At 47.6% G+C, this 20,663-nt stretch carries 14 protein-coding genes and 2 pseudogenes; 13 read left to right on the top strand and 3 right to left on the bottom strand.

The window, feature by feature from the left end:
* Positions 1-21 precede the first annotated feature (21 nt).
* Positions 22-366: pseudogene (locus tag M2108_RS00145) on the bottom strand (chromosome condensation regulator); the annotation flags it as partial.
* Positions 367-451: 85 nt separating this feature from the next.
* Here M2108_RS00145 and M2108_RS00140 point away from each other — a divergent pair.
* Positions 452-661 (top strand): NusG domain II-containing protein, encoded by a 210-nt coding sequence (locus tag M2108_RS00140; protein WP_277469256.1) that lies wholly within the window; start codon positions 452-454, stop codon positions 659-661.
* A gap of 119 nt (positions 662-780) precedes the next feature.
* Here M2108_RS00140 and M2108_RS00135 read toward each other — a convergent pair whose 3' ends face one another.
* A complete protein-coding gene (locus M2108_RS00135) occupies positions 781-2,001 on the bottom strand; it encodes an IS256 family transposase (protein ID WP_280776820.1) in 1,221 nt (406 codons plus the stop codon).
* Between the two features lie 951 nt (positions 2,002-2,952).
* Between M2108_RS00135 and M2108_RS00130 the strand changes: the two genes are divergently transcribed.
* The 4 genes and pseudogenes from M2108_RS00130 to M2108_RS00115 all read left to right on the top strand — a co-directional run.
* Positions 2,953-3,186 carry a nuclease-related domain-containing protein gene (locus M2108_RS00130; protein ID WP_346780781.1) on the top strand — a complete coding sequence of 78 codons (234 nt, stop codon included), beginning with the start codon at positions 2,953-2,955 and terminating at the stop codon, positions 3,184-3,186.
* Between the two features lie 315 nt (positions 3,187-3,501).
* Positions 3,502-5,688: an McrB family protein gene (locus M2108_RS00125; protein WP_277471581.1), complete on the top strand. Its 2,187-nt coding sequence runs from the start codon at positions 3,502-3,504 to the stop codon at positions 5,686-5,688.
* On the top strand, positions 5,660-8,074 hold the full coding sequence (locus M2108_RS00120; protein ID WP_277471580.1) for a restriction endonuclease-like protein: 2,415 nt from the start codon (positions 5,660-5,662) through the stop codon (positions 8,072-8,074). The genes M2108_RS00125 and M2108_RS00120 overlap by 29 nt, the downstream gene beginning before the upstream one ends.
* Before the next feature lie 91 nt (positions 8,075-8,165).
* A pseudogene (locus tag M2108_RS00115) lies at positions 8,166-8,276 on the top strand (TatD family hydrolase); the annotation flags it as partial.
* 77 nt (positions 8,277-8,353) lie between these two features.
* On the opposite strand, the gene M2108_RS00110 reads toward M2108_RS00115, so the two are convergent.
* Complete coding sequence (locus M2108_RS00110; RefSeq protein ID WP_277471578.1) at positions 8,354-8,701, bottom strand: helix-turn-helix domain-containing protein; 348 nt, start codon at positions 8,699-8,701, stop codon at positions 8,354-8,356.
* Positions 8,702-8,868: 167 nt separating this feature from the next.
* Here M2108_RS00110 and M2108_RS00105 point away from each other — a divergent pair, with 167 nt between their 5' ends.
* From M2108_RS00105 to M2108_RS00070, 8 genes are all read left to right on the top strand, one after another.
* The gene (locus M2108_RS00105) at positions 8,869-9,507 is read left to right on the top strand and encodes a DNA-binding protein (RefSeq protein WP_277471577.1); all 639 of its coding nucleotides are present in this window, start codon (positions 8,869-8,871) and stop codon (positions 9,505-9,507) included.
* A gap of 265 nt (positions 9,508-9,772) precedes the next feature.
* Positions 9,773-10,489: a restriction endonuclease gene (locus M2108_RS00100; RefSeq protein WP_277471576.1), complete on the top strand. Its 717-nt coding sequence runs from the start codon at positions 9,773-9,775 to the stop codon at positions 10,487-10,489.
* 80 nt (positions 10,490-10,569) lie between these two features.
* Positions 10,570-11,487 carry a glycerol kinase gene (locus M2108_RS00095; RefSeq protein ID WP_277471575.1) on the top strand — a complete coding sequence of 306 codons (918 nt, stop codon included), beginning with the start codon at positions 10,570-10,572 and terminating at the stop codon, positions 11,485-11,487.
* Positions 11,488-12,266: 779 nt separating this feature from the next.
* Positions 12,267-13,370 carry a slipin family protein gene (locus M2108_RS00090; RefSeq protein WP_277471574.1) on the top strand — a complete coding sequence of 368 codons (1,104 nt, stop codon included), beginning with the start codon at positions 12,267-12,269 and terminating at the stop codon, positions 13,368-13,370.
* Positions 13,371-13,447: 77 nt separating this feature from the next.
* Complete coding sequence (locus M2108_RS00085) at positions 13,448-14,242, top strand: hypothetical protein (protein WP_277471573.1); 795 nt, start codon at positions 13,448-13,450, stop codon at positions 14,240-14,242.
* A gap of 181 nt (positions 14,243-14,423) precedes the next feature.
* On the top strand, positions 14,424-17,507 hold the full coding sequence (locus M2108_RS00080; protein ID WP_277471572.1) for an EAL domain-containing protein: 3,084 nt from the start codon (positions 14,424-14,426) through the stop codon (positions 17,505-17,507).
* A gap of 150 nt (positions 17,508-17,657) precedes the next feature.
* Positions 17,658-18,914, top strand: coding sequence for a carbohydrate-binding domain-containing protein (locus M2108_RS00075; protein WP_277471571.1), 1,257 nt, complete (start codon positions 17,658-17,660; stop codon positions 18,912-18,914).
* A gap of 231 nt (positions 18,915-19,145) precedes the next feature.
* Entirely contained in the window at positions 19,146-20,567 is a 1,422-nt protein-coding gene (locus M2108_RS00070; protein WP_277471569.1) for a stalk domain-containing protein, read from the top strand.
* Positions 20,568-20,663: the final 96 nt, after the last annotated feature.

The raw sequence follows: 20,663 nt of genomic DNA, 5'->3' as shown, positions 1-20,663 counted from the left end.
GAAATGGCACATGGCTATTCATTATCCAATGAAGGGCAGGCGGATATCATACCAGCCGCTTACCCCGCATTGTCCATATTCATTACTGCCTGCAGCGACCACTGTACCGTCGGCTTTTAGACCGACAGTATGGGTACAGCCGGCGGCTACAGCCACAATATCGCGCCAGCCGCTTACCTCGCATTCGCCGTACTTATTCCAGCCTGTAGCTGTTACTGTACCGTCCGCTTTCAGGCCGACGGTATGATGGCTCCCCGCACCGGTCCAATCGTCCACATTGCATTGGCCATATTTATTATCCCCTGCAGCCGTTAATGTACCATCCGCTTTCAGACCGGCCGTGTGACGGTATCCCGCTGCCAGGGAAGGCAAGACTTGCCTTACAATCATAAATACCGCTCCTATATCATAATCAGATGCTGCCCATTAACTAGTTCATCTTCATTAAACCATAAGAAAGGACCGGCCCGATACCGGTACATATGCAAGTATACGTATTGATAATAAACTATACAAAGAGATAGAACTCACGGATGAGCCCCAAGTTATCAAAGTGCAAACAAAAAGAGGATACGATATACTTAAAGTCCATGATAGGGGGATCGAAGTAGAAGTAATTGAATCAGACTGCCCAACAGATGATATAGATGCGATTCTATAAATAAAAAAGGAACGATTTTGTATGGCTGCGTTCGTAGTTGAATTGTTAGGTGAGGGTCTGTCAATAATTTTGTGTAAACTCTTTTAAGCACAGATTCCCCCGAGGGGGAAGTCGCGAATCTAACGCAAGTGTTGACCGACCCGATCCGGGAAGAAGACCGACAGCTGGAGCAGCATTTGGCCCCAGTTTTGGACACGTCCCGTCCATTTCCGAGTGACGTCTACGGTGGCCAGATAGAGCATCTTCAGCAATGCCTCATCCGTAGGAAAGATGCTCTTTCCCTTCGTCACTTTACGAAGCTGACGGTGGTAACTCTCGATCATGTTGGTGGTGTAGATGAGTTTGCGGATCTCAGGCGGGTACTTGAAAAAGGTAGCAAGCTCGTCCCAATTTGTTCGCCAAGAACGGATAATAAGCGGATATTTTGTTCCCCAGACCTCCTCGAAACGGTCAAGTTCAAGTAAGGCGCCTTCCTCGGTAGCTGCCTTGTAAATGGGCTTTAAGTCGGCAGTCACCTTTTTAATGTCCTTGTAAGACACGTACCGCGTGGAGCTGCGGATTTGGTGAATAATACACTTCTGGATTTCAGTTTGGGGGTAGCAGGCTGCAATCGCTTGAGAGAACCCAGACAGGTTATCCACGCAGATAATGAGAATATCCTGAACTCCGCGATTCTTCAGTTCATTCAGCACACTCAGCCAGAACTTGGAGGACTCATTCTCCCCAATCCACATGCCCAGCACGTCTTTGTTTCCGTCCAGATCAATGCCAATGACCATGTAGGCAGCTTTGTTGACAATTGCCCCGTCCTGCTTGACTTTGAAGTGGATCGCATCCAAATAGACGACTGCATAGACCCCTTGCAGAGGCCGATTCTGCCATTCTTTAATGAGAGGGACAATTTTATTCGTGACATTGGAAATGAGCGTAGGCGAGACCTCAATGCCGTACATCTGCCCCAGATGATCCTGGATTTCCCTGGTGCTGATCCCTTTAGCGTATAGGGCAATGATTTGCTCTTCGATGCCGGTTACATTGGATTGATGCTTCTTAACGACCAAGGGCTCAAACTCACCCAGCCGGTCCCGAGGGATGGCGATTTCCTGTTCGCCGTACTCACTGACTACCGTTTTACGGCTCTTCCCGTTGCGGCTATTTGGCGTGAGCTTCGCTTTCACTTCATGCTTTCCATAGCCTAAGTGGGTATCCATTTCGGCTTCCAGCATCTCCTGAATCGTCTCTGCAAACAGATCTTTTAAGGCATTCTGCGCATCTTGTGCGGTGACCAAGTTGTTCTCCTTAATGAATTCCCGAAGTTGCTGTTTTGACCAAAGTCCCATGTGTTCTCCCCAACCTTTCTCTTACTTCCATTTTAATGGGTTTGAGAGTTTACACAATATATTTTACAGACTCTTTTGGTATGATTCTTATATTTTAATAAACGATGCCGATTGAATTCGATTGAAATACGGACCGAATAGTATTGACGATTGCACTTAAAATAGTTACGCGACTGTGCCGTCCTCTTACGGCCGCGTTCGCCCACTAGCTGTAATAGTATTTTACTTTTTCTTCTTCCGCATCGAACACCTGCATTTCTATGTCCATTGCTGGCGCCTACGAGTATAAACCAAGGGGATTTTAAAACCAAGTACTAGGTGCCTGAAGCAGTTATTTGACACCTGTCTTGGGGGAGATGTGATGAGCTTTCCAACGTGGTTCATACAAACGATTTAGGTTCGATTGAATGAGGTAACCACACAGATAGAATATCCGAGACTAGGCACGCTTTTGAAGAAGAGCGCAAGGCTTTTCAGGCGTTATTAGAGTCCGTGGATATTGTTTTTATACCAGAGTTTGAGTACTGGGAGGATAAGCGTCAATTGAAGTAGGCAGTTATTTATGAACGTCTATATCTAAAAGGATAAAAGGATGGTATGCAACTTGCGAATGTCTTTAATGCTCCTTCTGTTATTTCGGATTAAGACATCATCATGAAAACATACATATACTAATGCTTGGGCTGTCCGCGCGACAGTCTTTTTTCTTGGACATATCTTAGAAGGGATACATTTCATATTGTCGAATAACCATACATATTGTAAATTCAAATAATCTGAGGTTCTGATATGTTTAAAGCTCTAATGTCTCTCTTCAGAAGATCGGACACTAAGATCTCACAGGCTGTGCAGAAGGTACAGACTCCTCCCACACGAGTTGACGAGCAAGGCGAACAAAAAATCAATATCCAACTCGATTAACCTCCTAAGGAGTGTAAATCGTTAAGTGATCTGCTGCTACTTAATCTCAAATCTCGATTAGGATACGCCCAGATTGATCATATTCTTATTTCTCAATATTGCATATTTGTCGTCGAAACGAAAAACTACAATGGGGAGATTAAAGGTGGACGGACGGATCAGCAATGGTCGCTGAACAACCGCTATAAGATGTATAATCCGGTGAAGCAAAATTATGGACAAAGAAAGCCATTGAAAGCCTGGTACAAGGTTTTGTTGCAGTGAAATTTATCTCTATGGTCTCATTCGCGACGAGATGTCGATTCAGCATTGATCCGGAGCTTCGGGAAATCCATTCTGATGAACTGGTTGTCTATAATGTGGAGTTAAATGAGTTTATCTCCAGGAAGCTGCTCAGCTTAAAAATGACCACTCCTGAACCTCCTATTTCTGCAGCACAGATCCAGAAGATTTATGAGCAGTTAGTTCAAGCTAATATTACCTATTCGGAAATTCGTTAGCTTCATGTAAAGAGAATAAAGGAGAAGAGCTAGAAGCACCTGAAATTTACCTATCAATGGAATAAGGGAGTTAACATAAATGATCAAGCAACTACGAAGTTGGTGGAAAGATACAGAGATTCCTAACTTAATTGGTCGCAAAAAAGTGGACTATTCTGTATTTATTGAGGGCTCACATATTCCTGTTGAATTTCAACAGGATTTTTTAGGAGCTAACCAAGGGAAGCAGCCTAATTTGGGTGAGGGAATAAAGGCTAAGCTTATTTATAAAGATCAAAACTTTGATGCTAATTTAGTGAAAATTGACCAAAGAACTGCAAGCCGTGAATCCCTTAAACTCCGCTATAACGGAAATCAGATACTGAAGGACTTCCTAATTAAAACCTTCTCGCACTCCTATTCCTTCATAATGGATGAGAGAACGAATCAACAATCGGATGATGTGAAGAAACCTCAGGTTGTCGTACCTGAAGATCAAGCTGAATATATTGATTTCTATGCGACAGGAGTGCCATTCGAATACCGTTTAGAATTCATTACATATCAGCCAAAACCTAGTGTATGGTGGGTGAATCAAGGAACTACTATTCAAGCAGAGAAAGATGAGGGGATTATGTGGGCGCCCCTACTGAATACTCAAGGCCGAAAGCTATATCACTGGGAGACCATGAAAGAAGTTAAACAAGGTGATATTATTCTCCATTACTCCAATAAAGCTATTCGATATGTTAGCCAGGTAACAGATGCAGCAGTCGAAGCACCCAAGCCAGGTTCTATGGCTAATACGAGCTGGCAAGAGGACGGTAGACTGGTTCGGACTCGTTATATGGAGCTTATTCCACCCATTGCATTACAACAGTTTAATCAGCAAATTATGCAACTGAATATAACCCAAGGCCCGCTCCATTCAGGAGGTGGAGTGAATCAAGGGTATTTGTTCCGTTTTTCCAGACAAGGACTTAACGTGCTTCAAGCACTCACGACAGAAGTGGTTTGGCCGGAGTTTACTATTCTAGATCAAGATGAGACTGCCTCCAGTATGGAGAGTTTGCGTGAGGTGATTCCTATTTTGCCGCCATCCGATCCTACAATTTCAACGTATCTCCACCAAATCCAATCCCACATCCGCCGCCAAGGCTTCTTTTTCCCTGAACACCTTATCGAAAATTTCTACCTCTCGTTAAAAGCCAAGCCTTTTGTTATTCTAGCGGGTATCTCAGGAACAGGGAAGACGCGGCTGGTGAAGCTGTTTGCGGAGGCGCTGGGGGCGACGCGGGATAATGGGCAGTTTAGCTTGATTCCGGTGCGGCCGGATTGGAGTGATCCTGCGGATCTGCTGGGGTATAAGGATCTGTCGGGCAGGTTCCAGCCGGGTCCGATTACGAAGGTGTTAGTGGATGCGCGGCAACCGGAGAATCGGCATAAGCCTTATTTTATCTGCCTGGATGAGATGAATTTGGCCCGGGTGGAGCATTACTTCAGTGATATGCTTAGTGTGCTGGAGACGCAGGAGTGGCGGGAAGGGGCCATTCAGACGCAGGACCTTATCTCTCCTACCTTGCTGGATACGCCTGAGGATCAAGAAACCTATGGTGGCCTTGGTATCCCGGAGAATGTGTTCCTGATCGGGACGGTGAATATGGACGAGACGACGCATCCTTTTAGTAAAAAAGTGCTCGACCGCGCCAACACCCTGGAGTTCAATTACATCAATCTGCAGCAGTATCCGCTTGAGACTGGGCAGGAGGCGGGTGATCCCGCTGAGCTTACGGAGCTGAATCATCTGTTTGTCCGCTCGGATTATCTGCAGCTGGTAGACGCCTATGATACTCACAAGGAACTCGTTGTCCGGACAACGGAGAGACTGGTTAAGATTAATACGCTGCTTGAGGACATTCATGCTCATGTGGGCTTCCGGGTACGGGATGCGATATGCTTTTATATGATTTATAACGACCGTTATGGCCTGATGGATGAAGAAGAAGCGTTCGACTGGCAGCTGTTGCAAAAGATTCTGCCGCGCATTCAAGGTAGTCATTCCTCTGTGCGCCGGGTTCTGCTCAACCTGATGAAGGTCGCGATAGGTAGCGGTGCTGGCATAACGGTAAATGTGCAGGACCTAACGGAGGATGCTTCTCCGCTCTATACGAGATGGGCTGCCGGGCAGAATCCGCCTGGGATCAAGCATCCGCAAAGTGCGCGTAAATTAGCTTTTATGCTGAGGAGGCTGGAGGAAGATGGATTCACCTCATTCTGGCTCTCTTAATCAGGCGGTGGAATTGCTCCGTATTGAGACGGAGCCTTTTACGCTTTATGTGTCAGGAAGGCCCTTTCATCCTACGGTGGAGGCCTTGCAGCTTCATCGTTCTGCCGGTCAGGAGTGGGTGAATGCGCAGCTTGGGCTTGTGTGCTCGGAGCGGCTTGGGGATGTGCAGATCAAGGTTTTTTCGCCGGAGACTTACGGGCTGGTGGCTTGGCAGCCGGGGAAGGCGGTCTTTCCATGCTTTTATGAGACTCAGTCGTATGAGCTGGTGATTGAGAGCAAGACGGGGGTTAAGCTTTCTTTTTACCATGATAATGTGCTGCTGCGGCAGGCAGTTAAGCCTCTGGGCGGATCGCTTCTCGCGGGTGTGCTGAACTTTGGCAATGAGGTTGGTCTGACGGAGTGGGAGATCCGGAGTGAGGGGCAGATGCTGCTGCGGGTGGAGATGGAGATTTTTCCGTCGAAGATGGATTACAAGCTGGATTACCAGAACATTCTGAATGAGGTGAATGCACAGATTTATAATCTGGCATTCGACTTCCTGCGCCGGACCTACCAGCTAACAGGCCTGCGGGAGACGCAGCATCAGAGCCTAACGGAGTTTTTTTCGATCCTGCAATATATCTTTAGACAGCTTCTGGATGCCGTTGAGCGAATCAACAAAAATCCTAATTATGCGCTGCTCCAGGACCGCCGGCTGGTGGATGCCAATCGGGTTAAAAGGGCCGGAAGAGAGAACATCCGTGAGCTCGCGAAGCACCCGGAACGGTTAAGAGAAGACATGAATCATGGATTCATTACCATCGGCAATCGGAGCTACGCAGCCACACATCTAATGGAGACGCGGAAGCGCCTCGCCTATGATACGAACGAGAACCGGTTCATCCGCTGGATGCTGGAACGTATTCATGGCAAGCTGAAGGCCCTCAAAACCCGCTGGAAGACGAAAAGCCGGACCGCAGATCCTCAGCTGATCAAAAGGCTGGATACGATGCTTACGCAAATTGAGCGGGTGCTTAAGATGGATTTTTTGCGTGAGGCTGGGGTGCTGAAGCAGATGTCGGTTACGCTGGTGCTGCAGATGGCGCCCGGGTACCGTGAGGTCTATCGCTGTTATCTCATGCTGCTCAAAGGCCTGTCTATCCAAAGCGACCTGTTCCGCCTATCCATGAAGGATGTCGCTCAGCTCTATGAATACTGGTGTTTCCTCAAGCTCAATCAGCTGCTGGGGCAGAAGTATAAGCTGGTGAAGCAGGATATTATTAAGGTGAACCGGAACGGGATTTTTGTGACGCTGGACCGCTCGCAGAGCGCAAAGATGGTCTATGAGAACCCGGTGAACGGGGAGCAATTCATCCTGTACTACAATGCGATTCCTGGGACGGACAAGACGCCAACGCTAAGTCAGCGCCCGGATAATGTGCTAACCCTGAAGAAGAAGGATGCTGGACAGATCAAGGAGTATAAGTATGTTTTTGACGCTAAATATCGCTTGAATCCTGCGTATGAAGGTACTCCTTACCAAGGGAAGTATGGGCAGCCTGGGCCGGAAGAAGACGATATTAATACGATGCACCGTTATCGGGATGCGATTGTGTATCAGGAGAAAGGCTCTGGGGAATACGAGCGGAGCATGTTCGGAGCGTATGTGTTGTTTCCCTATCCTGACGAGGAGCGGTTCAAGGACCACCGTTTCTATAAAAGCATCGAGCTGCTGAACATTGGCGCGCTGCCGTTTCTGCCAAATGCCACAAGCCTGGTGGAGCAATTCCTGGATGAGATTATCCGGGACAGTCCGGAAAAAGCCTACGAGCGGTCCACACGTCCACGCGGCACGAGAGAATATTATGCGGATCAGCTTGCGGGCAAAAATGTGCTGGTTGGCTCTGTCCGGGGGCCGGAGCAGGTGGGGGTGGCGGTTCGGAAAGCTTTTTACCATATGCCGTTAAGGAATCTTGCCAGTCAGAAGAGCCTTACCCAAATCGAATACGTGGCCATGTGCCAATCCCGTAAAAAGTTCGTTGATCCTGCAAAAACAGGCATCCACTGGGTAGGAAAGGTAGCGGATTGGAAGGTGCTGCGGCGTAAGGAGATTACGGAAGTCCCTTGTCGGCCGGGTACGGAGGAAGAGTTGTATGTACGTTTTACGGTTGAGGAGTGGAAGCGGCTTGCTGCTCCTATTGCGCTTGGCGGGCAAGGGATTTATACCGTGCTCTACACCAGTAAGTACATCTTGGACCGGGCCCTGGAGCTTGCCGAGCTCCGTCTGGAAACAGAGGAAGCACTGCGGGAATGGCGGGAGAAGCGCCGCAAGGGCAGAGTGCAGGTGAAGCTGGATCATGAGGAGTATGTGGATTTGGGGCGGGTTGTGGAGGTAAGGAATATATAATCATTCAGCGGTCGGAGGACAGGAACGTTTGAGTTTAAACAAACATTCCCGTCCTCTGGATATTTGTTATCGGCGTTAATCTAATGTATCGGGGCTGTATATCGGGATCACCGGATGGATTTGTGATGAACGAAGAGGCAAACATCTGAGAGAGTTTGTTCGAATGATACCGCTCAGTCGGCTTATGATCGAGACGGATGCTGAGAAAGGGGGGACTCCTATATCAGTATTTGAACGAGATTTTATCTGCTAACCTCTATAATATTATTGCTGGGCTAGTTAATCAGATGGAGCAATACCTAACCCCATAGCAGCAATCACTTCCCGAGTTACCCGAGTGAGCGCTGTTATTTCTTCTGCACTTTTACTGCTTAGCAAAGCCATATGTTCATCCAGCGCCTTGCGGCGCTGTGTCTCATCCTCGAAGCGAAATAACTCTATAGCGGGAACATTAAACGCCGCAATAATCTTTTCCAGTGTTTCTAATGAGATGTTTCGATCTCCTCGTTCGACACCGCCTATGTAGCTGTAGTGAAGTGAAGCTGCTTCTGCAAGTTGTTCTTGTGTCCATCCTTTTGCTTTTCTAAGCTCACGAATACGATTACCGACGTTTTCTGGTAAATTCATGGGATCACCTCTACATTAAGGTTAGAAGAGGGAAGCTAACCGTTACAGACCATTAAAGGCAATCGAAATATGTTTTTAATTGTACTTATAAGTACTTTTTATATTGACCCTCCAGAATACAAAATATACAATGAAGGTATAAATGGATAAAAAAGGAGGATTCACACTTGCATCTCTCCATCCTTAAAGCCTTTAACCCTGATTTTCTTGTCGAAATGCTTGAAACTGCACATGATTTCGAACAGTGGGGCAAGCTGCTATATACTGCAGATATTTTGCATAGCTTTGCCCAGCGTATCTATGAAGAGCGGTTGTATTATAAGGCGATGGGGATGACAATCCCTCTAGTTAAGATGCAGCATCCACTTGTTTATTATTTCGGGTTCAGCCAACAGATGCGAGGAGTAGCATGTCAACATCTGGGGGATTACGAGCAGGCCAGAGATAGCATTTACAGATACGCAGAACTTGGGTGGTTGGAGGATTTAGGGACGGACGGGAAAGAGATTGCTCGTGAATTTCGACATTTGGCCAAGGTGAATTTATATGCCGTTGAGATTTTATCTGGAAAAATAGAACTCCTTGCTAACTATGCTCGCTTTCTTCAAACCTATCCTAAGGGACTACTCGATGGGCTGATTGTAATTATGCAGACTGCACTTTGCTATGGGGTGAACGTAGATGAGCAGTTGAGTTGCTTAAATGATGGTATACATGAGATCAAGTCAGATGGGGATAAAACTGGGGAGTCGAAGTACAGGATGTTCTGTAATCTACTGGATTTATATAAGGTACAGAAAACCTAAAGTAGTAGTGAGTCTTATTTAGTTTGACTATTTAAAGTCACCATAATATTCTTATTTAAGAAACATATAACAAGTTCAAGGCATGATCATGAGCGAACCTTCAGAGGCGTAACCTAGGCCAGGGAGAGCCGCCTCTTTTTGCGTTGTCTGCTTACTATTTTGATAGGAGTATGCCGATAAAAGAAGGGTGTATAAACAAACTTGGTATTTCAGGAAAACAGGAACTGGGAGCAGCAATTATACTAATGAATCAGAGGAGTTTTTTATGGCATCAACAATTGGATTTGTAGTAGTCATCATCGTCTTATCTATCTTGTCTGGGCTGCTGCAAGGTAGTAAGAAGACAAAACGTCGTAGTTCAGCCAAGCGGAAAACCCCTGTTAAGAAAAGCACTACTACGGCGTTTAACCGATCTTCTACAACATGCAGACCGGATGAATTGCTCTTAAAGGCACCTTTAGATCAAATTAACGGCGCTGAGTTTGAAAGACTGCTGTCTTTATATTTCCGGGATCAAGGCTATACCGTAAAGGAAGTGGGAGTAGGCGGCAAGGATGGGGGCGTAGACTTAGTTATTGTTGATAAGCGTGGTGAGAAAACGGCGGTACAAGCCAAGTGTTACGCTGAGCATAACAAAGTAAAAGTTATGACGGTTCGCGAATTGGTAGGTGCTAAAAGAAATCATGATTGCATCTTATCGCTGCTTATAACTACCTCCGATCTTACAGCAGAAGCTAAACGAGAGGCGGAGCAATTTAAGGTTGATTATTGGCATGGGGCGCTGATCGAAAATAAGCTCCGGGCTTGGGGGAAATGGCAGCCTGCTAAAGGCAAAGTAAAGCCTAAAAAAGCTAGTGGTACCCCAATTAAAGTCGTAACCTGCGCATGTGGAGCACCAATGGTCCATCGCAAGAGTAAAGAGGGCACCGCTTTCTGGGGTTGCAGTAATTATCCAAGCTGCCGAAAGACAAAGGCGATGTAATCTTTTCAAACAACGAATGCAGTGATTTGTTTATATCATAGGCTAAATAATTTTATAGAGAGCGAGGGTGTTCTAAGTAGATGTCACAGCCACAGAAATATTTATCAACCTCTGCACTGGCCAAAGAGTTAAAGCTACAAGCTAAAGATTTATTTGGAACATTGCAGGCAAAAGGATTCATTGATCGGGATAATGATAACTGGGTGTTAACTGATAAAGGTAAAGAAATAGGGGGTATTCTAAAGACTCATCCACAACATGGGACTTATATTGCTTGGGAAGAAAACATAAAAAACGAGCTGACTGCCACTTTAGAAGAAAATAAATTAATTAATGCTACAGCGTTGAGTCAGCATTTTAAAATTTCTAAATTTCGCATGAATCCAATATTATCAGAGCTGGGTATGATTCAGAAATCAGTTAAAGGATGGACAGTAACGCGTTTGGGTGAAAGCTTGGGTGGAAAACAATTTGAGCATGCTCAAACGGGTATTCCTTCTGTATCCTGGAACGTCAGCATTTTGACTAATAAACGACTTATTGAAACCATTCAATCTGTTCAAGGAAACATAATTGAAAGTAATGAAGAAAGTGTTGCGACAAGCAAAGATACAGAAGTGAAAACATTAAAGTCTAATGTTGGGTTCCGTGAGAAGTTTGAAGCTAAATACCGTACTACAGATGGGCATTATGTGCGTTCCCGAGCCGAAATGTTAATAGATAATTGGTTGTATATGTCTGAGATTGTACATGCTTATGAAAGAAAGCTACCTGTAGAGGAAGATCTATATTGTGATTTTTATCTTCCAATTGGTAAGGTATATATTGAATACTGGGGATTGGAAAATGATGAAAGATATACGGAGCGCAAAAAGGTTAAGTTGGATATATACAGTAAATACGGGTTTAAACTAATTGAGCTTGAGGATTCTGATATTCAAAATTTGGATGACATCTTGCCTAAGAAATTGTTGAAGTTCGGTATTCAAGCCTATTAGAATAACCTTGATATTACAAAGCAATGTATAGAATGGCGATCAGATAAATGGAGACGGGTAACCCAGATCCATCAGGTCCGTCCTCTATTTTTTATCAAGACACAAACCCAATCCTCACTTTAAAAGCTCAAGACCAGGCTCACACACCTGTCCTTGAGCTTTTTCCTATCCCTCCCAAAATCTCCCCCTCTGGAAATTTTTTCTCCCGTCGTAATACTTTCGCCATGTTCGTTCCGCCGGATTTCAGCGAAGATAGAACCTGTAAGAAGCAGCTTTACCTCTTAGCAGGTTGATAACGCCGGGCGCGTTCATCATACATTTGGTTCTTATCCGGACGGGCGTAACGAGGCGGGGATCTCAAGAAGATCCCGCAGTGCCGGCATGTATGTTACGGTATCCTGTACCGTTCGTTTCGGTAGGAATCCCACTTGGGGTTCGATTCCCCAATCGCCTTGGGAGCGATTATTGGTATATTACTCGACTGTAAATCGAGCGATAAGCGCATTAAATTTGAGTTAAGCAGACCAAGGGGCAGAATCCCAGGCGGCTACTATAGCGCACTGCGGAAGGGCTTTGCAATCCGTGGATACCGATAGTGCGGCAAGCAGGGGAGGCTTTGGCAAGGACAGAAGGATACGAAGGCTGGCTGAAGCAGGGTTTAGCTTTCAAATCACAATGCCCTCCCGAACCTCCCGGCAGACCGTCTGTCTCAAACGTGATTCCGCCGGAACGCAGGGGGATTCTGTCATCCATTGGTCAAACATGAAGGGGGTACAACTATGTTAAAGACAATCACGATTCAAGCGGACCAGCGGGGTCTGCTCTTTCATAAGGGAAGTTATGTGAAACGGCTGCTTCCGGGAACCTACCGGTACTTATCCTGGTCACAGCATACGGTGGCGGTATTGAGTATTGCCAAACCGTTTAGCGTTGAGGGCAAGGAGCTGCAGCTATTTTTGCAGGATGAAGAACTGCTGCGGGAGCTTGATGTCGTACGTGTACAGGATCATGAGATTGTTTTGCACTATGAGGACGGCCAATTTGCCCAGGTGCTGAAGCCGGGTGTGTATGCCTATTGGAACCTCCTGAAAAAGCACACCTTCGTGCATACGGACATCCGGCAGCCGGAGCTACCGGCCGGGATCGACCGCTCGATTATAGCGAAGCTTACTCCGTATGTGCAGTGCTGTGAAATCGCAAGCTACGAGCTGGGCTTCCTGTTCTATGATCACACTCTCCAGCGGGAGCTGACGCCTGGTAAGTATTATTTCTGGAAGGGCCCGGTCTCGGTGCTGACGAAGACGGTCGATCTAAGACAGCAGCAGATGGATCTGATCGGCCAGGAGATGATGACAGAGGATAAGGTTACACTGCGTCTGAACTTCGTATGCCAGTACAAGATCGTGAATCCGCACCGCGTTCTGGAGCTGAAATCCTTCAGCGAGCAGATCCATATCCAGCTTCAGCTGCTGCTCCGGGAATATGTCGGAACGCTGAAACTCGATGAGCTTCTGAAGCAGAAGGAGGATGTTGCCTCCTTCATCCTGTCCCGCATTCAGGATAAGGAGGAAGAGTTCGGGGTACGCTTCCTCGGTGCAGGCGTGAAGGATGTCATTCTGCCGGGTGAAATGAAGGACATTCTGAACACCGTCCTGCTCGCAGAGAAAAAGGCGCAGGCGAACCTGCTCACCCGCCGGGAAGAGACAGCCTCGACGCGCAGCCTGCTCAATACGGCGAAGCTGATGGACGAGAATCAGACCCTGTTCCGGCTGAAGGAGCTTGAATTCCTCGAGAAGATCTGTGACAAAATCGGCTCCATCTCGGTAACAGGCGGCGGCGACCTCCTGGAGCGGTTAAGCTCGCTAATCAGCGTTAATAAGTAGACCGCTACCCTGGCGGTCTATTATACTATAGAATCAAGCTTTTATTGCCGATTAATCCATTCCCAAGGAGTGACAGCATGGACAAAAAAGCGAAAAAAATACTAATGAACACCTTCTGGACTTCAGCCGGCTGGAGGAGCACTCCGGGTGCTTTTGCCGGTGAGGAATTTGAGTATGCCAAGGCCCAAGGGCTGATGTTCGATCCTGTAACGATTACTCACGATGAGATCATCTTACGGCTGCATGAGCTGCATCAGACGATTACCAAGGAGCGGGTAGCTGCCGCTTTCCTGCACAGTCTCTCTACGAAAAAAGTCCATCTGCGCAGTGCCCTCTCCAGTTGGGCGCTGACTTCCCGTCTGCCTGTGCATACCTATGAGCAGCGGAGTGTGGTGCGGCCGAATTACAGCAGCTGCGGGGATTGCAATGTTCATGGATTAATGTCGGACAGGGACTATAACAACGAGGATTTGAATGTGCTGAATTTCGAACGGGTCAAGTGGGGTGGGATTCGTCTCAACTGGCTTTTATATTGCTGGCTGGATCTTGAATTATTCAGTAAGGAAGCTCCTTTGGAGAGTACTGCCGAGGATGCTGCCATACTCACCGGAATGCTCGAAGCGATTAAGAATTGTGCTGACCATGAGAGTGCACGGATGCTGGAGAAGCGGTGGAAGGACGTGATTCCCTCCAGTAAGAATGAACGGGATGTACTGATGGAGATTTGGGGGTATGCCGGAATACTGGTGCCTGGGTGTACACCCCGGAAGCGCAGAGGCGGGAGCCCGGATTACAACTCCATGGCGGAGTGGCAGGGGGATGACGGGTACTCTCAGGAGGCGGTGGAGTTTTATTTTGGTGGGTTTTTGTGAAAGTTTTGTGATCTATTATATGAAGTACCGTTGTTAAGTCCCTTCCTTGGATAGGAGGGGTCTTTCGTATGAAATTAATACTAATAGAACTTCGCGTTTCTGCCGAAATATAGGTATAAAGTATCAATGCATGATTCTCTCAGACACACAGAATCTATCGGCAATCATGGAGGGGCCTGTCATGACGTTGTCTTATATTTTTTCATTAATTTTATTTATTGCTTTCGCCATATATTTCATTCTGGGAATGTATATCCTGTCCCTTAATATCAGCAGCAGGTTAAACAGGCTCTATTGTCTAGCCTGTCTGTCTCTTTCGATCTGGTCCTTTTGTTTCTCAATCACCAATTCTGCACCCGATTATGAGACGGCTATTCTTTGGCGCAGGCTGGCTTCACTCGGCTACGGCACTGTGTATGGCTTACTGCTGCATTTTTTTCTGATTCTGACAGAAAGAACGGCAGTGCTGAGACACAAATGGATTTATGTGCTGCTGTATCTTCCGGCCGTGGTGAACGTTTTTACATTTGGCTATAGTGATTCTGCCAAGGAGCAGTACAATCTAATCTATACGGCAACAGGCTGGGTTAACATTTCTGCCCGCGGCTGGGGGGATGTTTATTTTAACCTGTACTATATTTGCGTTACCACTGCGGGTCTGCTGCTGCTCTGGAATTGGGCGAGAAGGTCGAAGGACCCGGTTAAGAAAAAGCAGGGCTATCTCTTTATGCTGTCCTATAGTATGGCCATGATAGCGGGTACTGCAACAGATGTCATTATGAATACATACGCATCTGTTAAGGTGCCTCAGCTGGCGCCGGTCATTGTGCTGCTCCCGACAACAGCAATGTTCTATGCGATCAAGCGGTATGGACTCATGGGGCTGGGGAAAAAGGGAAGAACTGAGCCTGGCAAAATTTTAAGCGATGTTAACATGGACAGATTTATTAAAATTATGTCTTTCGTCTACGTTATCGGCGGGATGCTGAATTTTGCTTCGCAGTACTTTTTTAATCAGCAGCCCCCCCGGTTCGGCTTTATTCTGTTATTCAGTCTGTTCTTTTTTGTCACCGGCTTAGTATTGACCATTATTAAACATATACCGGTTAGAGCAGATGTTAAGGAATACGTTTTCATTAGCATTATGCTGGCCTCCATCCTTCTGATAGCCCTCAACTTTATTGAAACTGCCAGTGTTACCGCATGGGCGGCTCCGTTCATTGTAGTGATGCTGTCGGTTCTTTTCAACAAACGGCTAATGATCCTTTGGATAGGGGTACCCATGCTACTTACGCAAATCTATATTTGGGTGAGGATACCCGTGGCGACGGTCCAGGTGGATGGCTCGGATTATCTGGCCAGAATCGGTATTCTGGGCATCACTCTTTGGCTGGCCTATTTTGTTAATCGGGTCTATATCCAGCGTCTTGAAGACAATGAAGCCCAAATCAGGTTTCAGAAGCTGGTTGCCCGGATATCGGGTGAGTTTGTAAAGGTCTCAGAATCTGATCTTGATGAGAAAATCAGTGAACTGATAGCGCTGTGCGGAGAGCATTTTCAGGTAGATCGGACTTTTTATATTCACTTAACGGAGCATCCGCAATCCTATGAGTGGTGCAGAGATGGGGTTGAACCGGCTGTTGACCTCGTTCCCTGGCTGAACGGTGAGGGGCTCCCCTGGTGGTTGAACGACATCCTGCAGAAGGACCTTGTACAAATAACGGACGTAGACATGCTGCCGCAGGAAGCAGTTGCAGAGCATGAGATATTCAGCTCTTATAAGCTGAAATCGCTGATCTCCGTTCCTGTAAGAAATAAAGGGAAGATTCTCGGCCTGTTGTTCTTTGCCTCCGTCAAGGCAGCAAGGACCTTTGGGCAGAATCATCAGGAGCTGCTGCGGATACTTGCCAATTTACTGTCAGATGCGCTGGTAAAGGTGGAAGCGGAGCGGGAAATCAGCTACATGGCGTATTATGATGCGCTGACAGGGGCTCCGAACCATACGTTGTTCAAAAATCAGCTGGAAGAGAGTATTGGGGCTGCCGGGGAGACCGGCAAGCCTATTGGTGTTCTTTTTATAGATTTGGATTCCTTTAAAAATGTGAATGACACGATAGGACACCTTGGCGGAGATGAGATGCTGAAAGAGGTGACCGGCAGAATAGCCGGATGTTTGGGTGAACAGGATATGGTGTCCCGTTTTGGCGGAGATGAATTTCTCATCAAGCTGGCCGGGATAGAGCGGGTAGAAGACATTAGGGATATTGCTGAAGCCATTATCCAATCGATTGCGCGGCCCGTGATTGTCAAAGGCCAGGAATTTTTTATTACGGCCAGCGCGGGGATCGCGGTCTACCCCGGAGATGGTGAAAGTACAGAAGAACTGATCCGAAATGCCGATCTGGCGATGTACGCTGCCAAAGAAAAGGGGAAAAATCAGTACGCCCTATGCTCATCAGCCATGAAGCAGCAGGTATTGGAGAAAACACTGCTGACGAACAGCCTGTACCGGGCGCTGGAGCGTAATGAGCTTGTTCTGTACTACCAGCCGCAGGTGTGTGTGCAGACCAAAGAAATCGTGGGTCTGGAAGCGCTGGTCCGGTGGAATAACCCGGAGCTGGGCATGATTTCCCCGGCAGTCTTTATTCCCTTGGCTGAGCAGACCGGACTGATCCTTCCCATCGGCAAGTGGGTACTCGAGACCGCATGCCGGCAGATGAAGGAGTGGCAGGCGCTGGGGGTGCAGGGTATACGCATGGCAGTGAACCTGTCGATTGTCCAGTTCCAGGACCGGAACCTGCTCAGCATCGTTGAACGAACACTCAGTGAGACAGGCCTTGAGCCGGAGTACCTGGAGCTGGAGATCACTGAAAGTGCTGCCGCTGACGGAGATGATTATATTGTAGAGGTGCTTCATGCACTTAAGGAGCTCGGTGTCAGCATCTCTATTGATGATTTTGGGTCGGGGTATTCTTCTCTAAGCAGATTAAAGACTCTGCCTGTAGACCGGATCAAAATTGACATGCAGTTTGTGCGCGGCATTTCAACAGGCAATGACGATGAAGCTATAGCCAAAACGATCATTCAGCTGGCTAAAAACCTGAAGCTTCATGTCATTGCCGAGGGTGTTGAGACCGGGGAGCAATTCGCCTTTTTTGACAAAAACAAGTGCGATGAAATTCAGGGGTACTTCTTTTATAAGCCGATGCCTGCGCCAGAAATAGAGTCCATTTTGTTAAGCACGAAGCATCTTCCTGCTTCATGAGAGCCATTGATGCCATCATCTTTTTTACAAATCTCTTTTTTTGCCCCATTTAAGCTTGGTTAAAGGTCTACGGAGTATTCTTTGTGTAAGCCAGGACGCAATAATGTTTTTATAAAGAGATTGCAACCGATTATACAAGGAGTGTTAATAATGAAGAATAACAGTCTTATCAGCATAAAAGTCCTAACGTTTGCCGCGTTACTGAGTTTATCCGTCGTGGGATGCTCGAATGCGCAGAACAGCAATGCAGCAGTTGTTACAAGTACACAAGCAGCGGCTGCGCAGGCGGCAGGGTCTACCGCTTCATCCGGGACAACCTCATCAACGGAAGCTGCCACTACCACTACCACAACTTCCACTGACACAACGGCCTTATTCAGTGACCGGGATCTGGAACAGACCGCGGATCTGACAGCTGCAACACAGATGAAGCTGGTAAGCAATCAGGATGTGACCCTGAGTGAGGAAGGCGTATATGTCTTAAGCGGTGATGTGGACAATGTGACGGTAACGGTAGAAGCTGCTGAAGAAGCGAAGGTTCAAATCGTCCTGGACGGTGTTAGCATTACCAATACGGATTCACCTGCCATTTATGTAAAAGCAGCGGATAAAGTGTTCGTTACTTCCACTGACAGTGAGAACCATATGGAGGTTACCGGAAGCTATGTGGCGGATGGGGAGACCCATCTGGATGCGGTGATTTTCTCCAGAGCCGATGTGACCCTGAACGGAACCGGAAGCCTGGATATAGTATCGGCTCAAGGCAACGGCATCTCTTCCAAGGATGATCTCAAAATCACCGGAGGCGTGTATACCATTCAGTCCTCTGCGGATGCACTGGAAGCCAATGATGCCATTCTGATCAACGACGGAACGATTACGATTGATACGGGTAAGGATGCGCTGCATAGCGAAAATGAAGAGGACACTACCCTCGGAAATATCTATATTGAAGGCGGTACTTTGAATATCAAGGCTGCTGATGACGGGATTACAGCCAACAACCTTGTGCAGATTGACGGCGGCATTATTAATATTGAGACCGCTGTGGAAGGTATCGAGGGCAATACTATCATTGTGAATGACGGCCAGATCACAGTGTATGCGACGGATGACGGGATCAATGCCACGCCAAAAGTGAACGATAATGCGTCGATTGAAGTCAACGGCGGTACGATTAAAGTGAGCATGGGCAGCGGTGATACGGATGCTTTTGACTCGAACGGCAATCTTTATATTAATGGCGGCGTTATTGATGTAGAAGCCACTTCCGCTTTTGATGCGGACGGTACAGCTGAATTGAACGGCGGCACGGTCACCGTTAACGGCGAGCAGATCACTGAAATTACCCAGTCACGCGGCGGCGGAGGCGGATTCCGTGGCGGCGGTGGAGGGATGGGGCATTAATAATGGGATGATGGTCCAACATTTGATCTGGTTTTTAAAAAGGTGAGCAACACAGCGGTATTTTGCACGGACAGCAGGTTGAAGCTGCCTCCGGATGCGAAATACCGCTTTTTTTCATGGGAGTCGTAGGCGATGTTTCTTTCTTTATATTTAAAGGTAAAAATACCCATGGTGTATAATGGAACTAACCAAGCTTTGCGGATATTCCAAATCCAAGAGGAGGACATTTCTATGAAAAAAGGGTCTATTCTGGCTTTCATCCTTACGATCCTGTGCCTGACGGTTCATCCTTCGCCTACATACGCAGCTTCGCCCAAAATCACTGAGTTTCATACTTCGGGCAGCTATACGTATTTCTACAAAAGCGACGGCAGCCTGTGGAGGTTCGGGATGTATGAGTCGGTTCCGCACCGTGTTGAGCTACCGCAGAGGGCTGTTAAGTTCCTTATGGACGCTTACGATACTCTGGTGCTATTCGAGGATGGAACGGTATGGAAATATCCCTCAGAGGGCAGCGGCGCTCCATCACAGATGACGGCTCTAAACGGTACTGTCGATATTGCGGGCAGCAATTATCACTATCTGGCTTTGAAAGAGGACGGTACAGTCTGGGCTTGGGGCATTAACTCCCAGGGGCAGCTTGGAAACGGACAGATTAGCGATTCATGGGATAATCCACCGCAGCAGGTTCCCGGACTCACCGGTATTAAAGCCATTGCCGCCGGAGACTACAGTCTGGCGCTTAACAGCCGCGGTGAAGTATACACTTGGGGAGGCTGGGCCCATCTGAGCAGGGTTACTTCTTCCAATCCGAATGGCTTCCGGACCAGTCCGCTTCGGGTATACAGCCTTCCGGAGATTACGGCGATCGATATGTACGCCACGAAGGCAGTGGCTCTCGATGCTTCAGGCCATGTCTATACTTGGGGCCAGAATTTTCTGGGGCTGAATCCCCGAACCGTTGACGGAATTCTAAATGCTCCAGTACAGATTCCAGGCCTGGAGGAAGTGGAGGCGGTTTCGATTGGGCTTACAGCATTGTTCCTGAAGGCAGATGGGGCGGTGTACGAAGCAGGGGTGGATTACAGCAAGCCCGATCTGTCCCAGACACAGTATGAGCAGATGCAGCGTCCGCACCCGGTTCCTTCCTTAACGGGAATTACGGGCATGGCCTCAAGGGGAGAACAGCGTTTTGCCCTGGATGCCAAAGGTGACCTGTATGCTTGGGGGAATAGCTCGTTCGGGCGGCTGGGTGACGGGCTGATGACCTGGAAAAGTCGGCTGGAGCAGCCGGTCCGGATTCTAGATACCGGTTCGGTGATTATCGACGGTGTTCAACAGGATTATCCGGGCGTCATCCGCGAAGGCGTAACGATGGTGCCGCTGCGCAAGCTGGCTGAGCCGCTGGGGGCAGCGCTGTCTTTTGTGGCACAGACCAAGGAAGTAACGATCAGCTACCGCAATCAAAAGGTAACGATGAAGCCCGGCGACGCCACGGTAACGGTCAACGGTAATAAGGTGCTGCTTGGGGGACCGATCCGGATCTATAACAATGAGACGCACGTTCCGCTGCGTTTCATCAGCGAGCTGTTTGGAGCAAAGGTAGGCTGGAACGCGGATAAAGCTGAGATTAGTGTGACAACAGCAGATTGAATAAAGCGTGTTAACGATGTAGATTGGACTGGAATTCTCCAAGTGTACCGACAAGCGGCCAGAAAAGGCGGACTCAGACCTGGTCTGAAGTCCGCT

Source organism: Paenibacillus sp. PastM-3 (genome assembly GCF_029893965.1).
Classification (GTDB): domain Bacteria; phylum Bacillota; class Bacilli; order Paenibacillales; family Paenibacillaceae; genus Paenibacillus_AQ.
The sequence above is the reverse complement of the archived record's forward strand: the minus strand, read 5'-3'. Positions and strand labels throughout refer to the sequence as shown.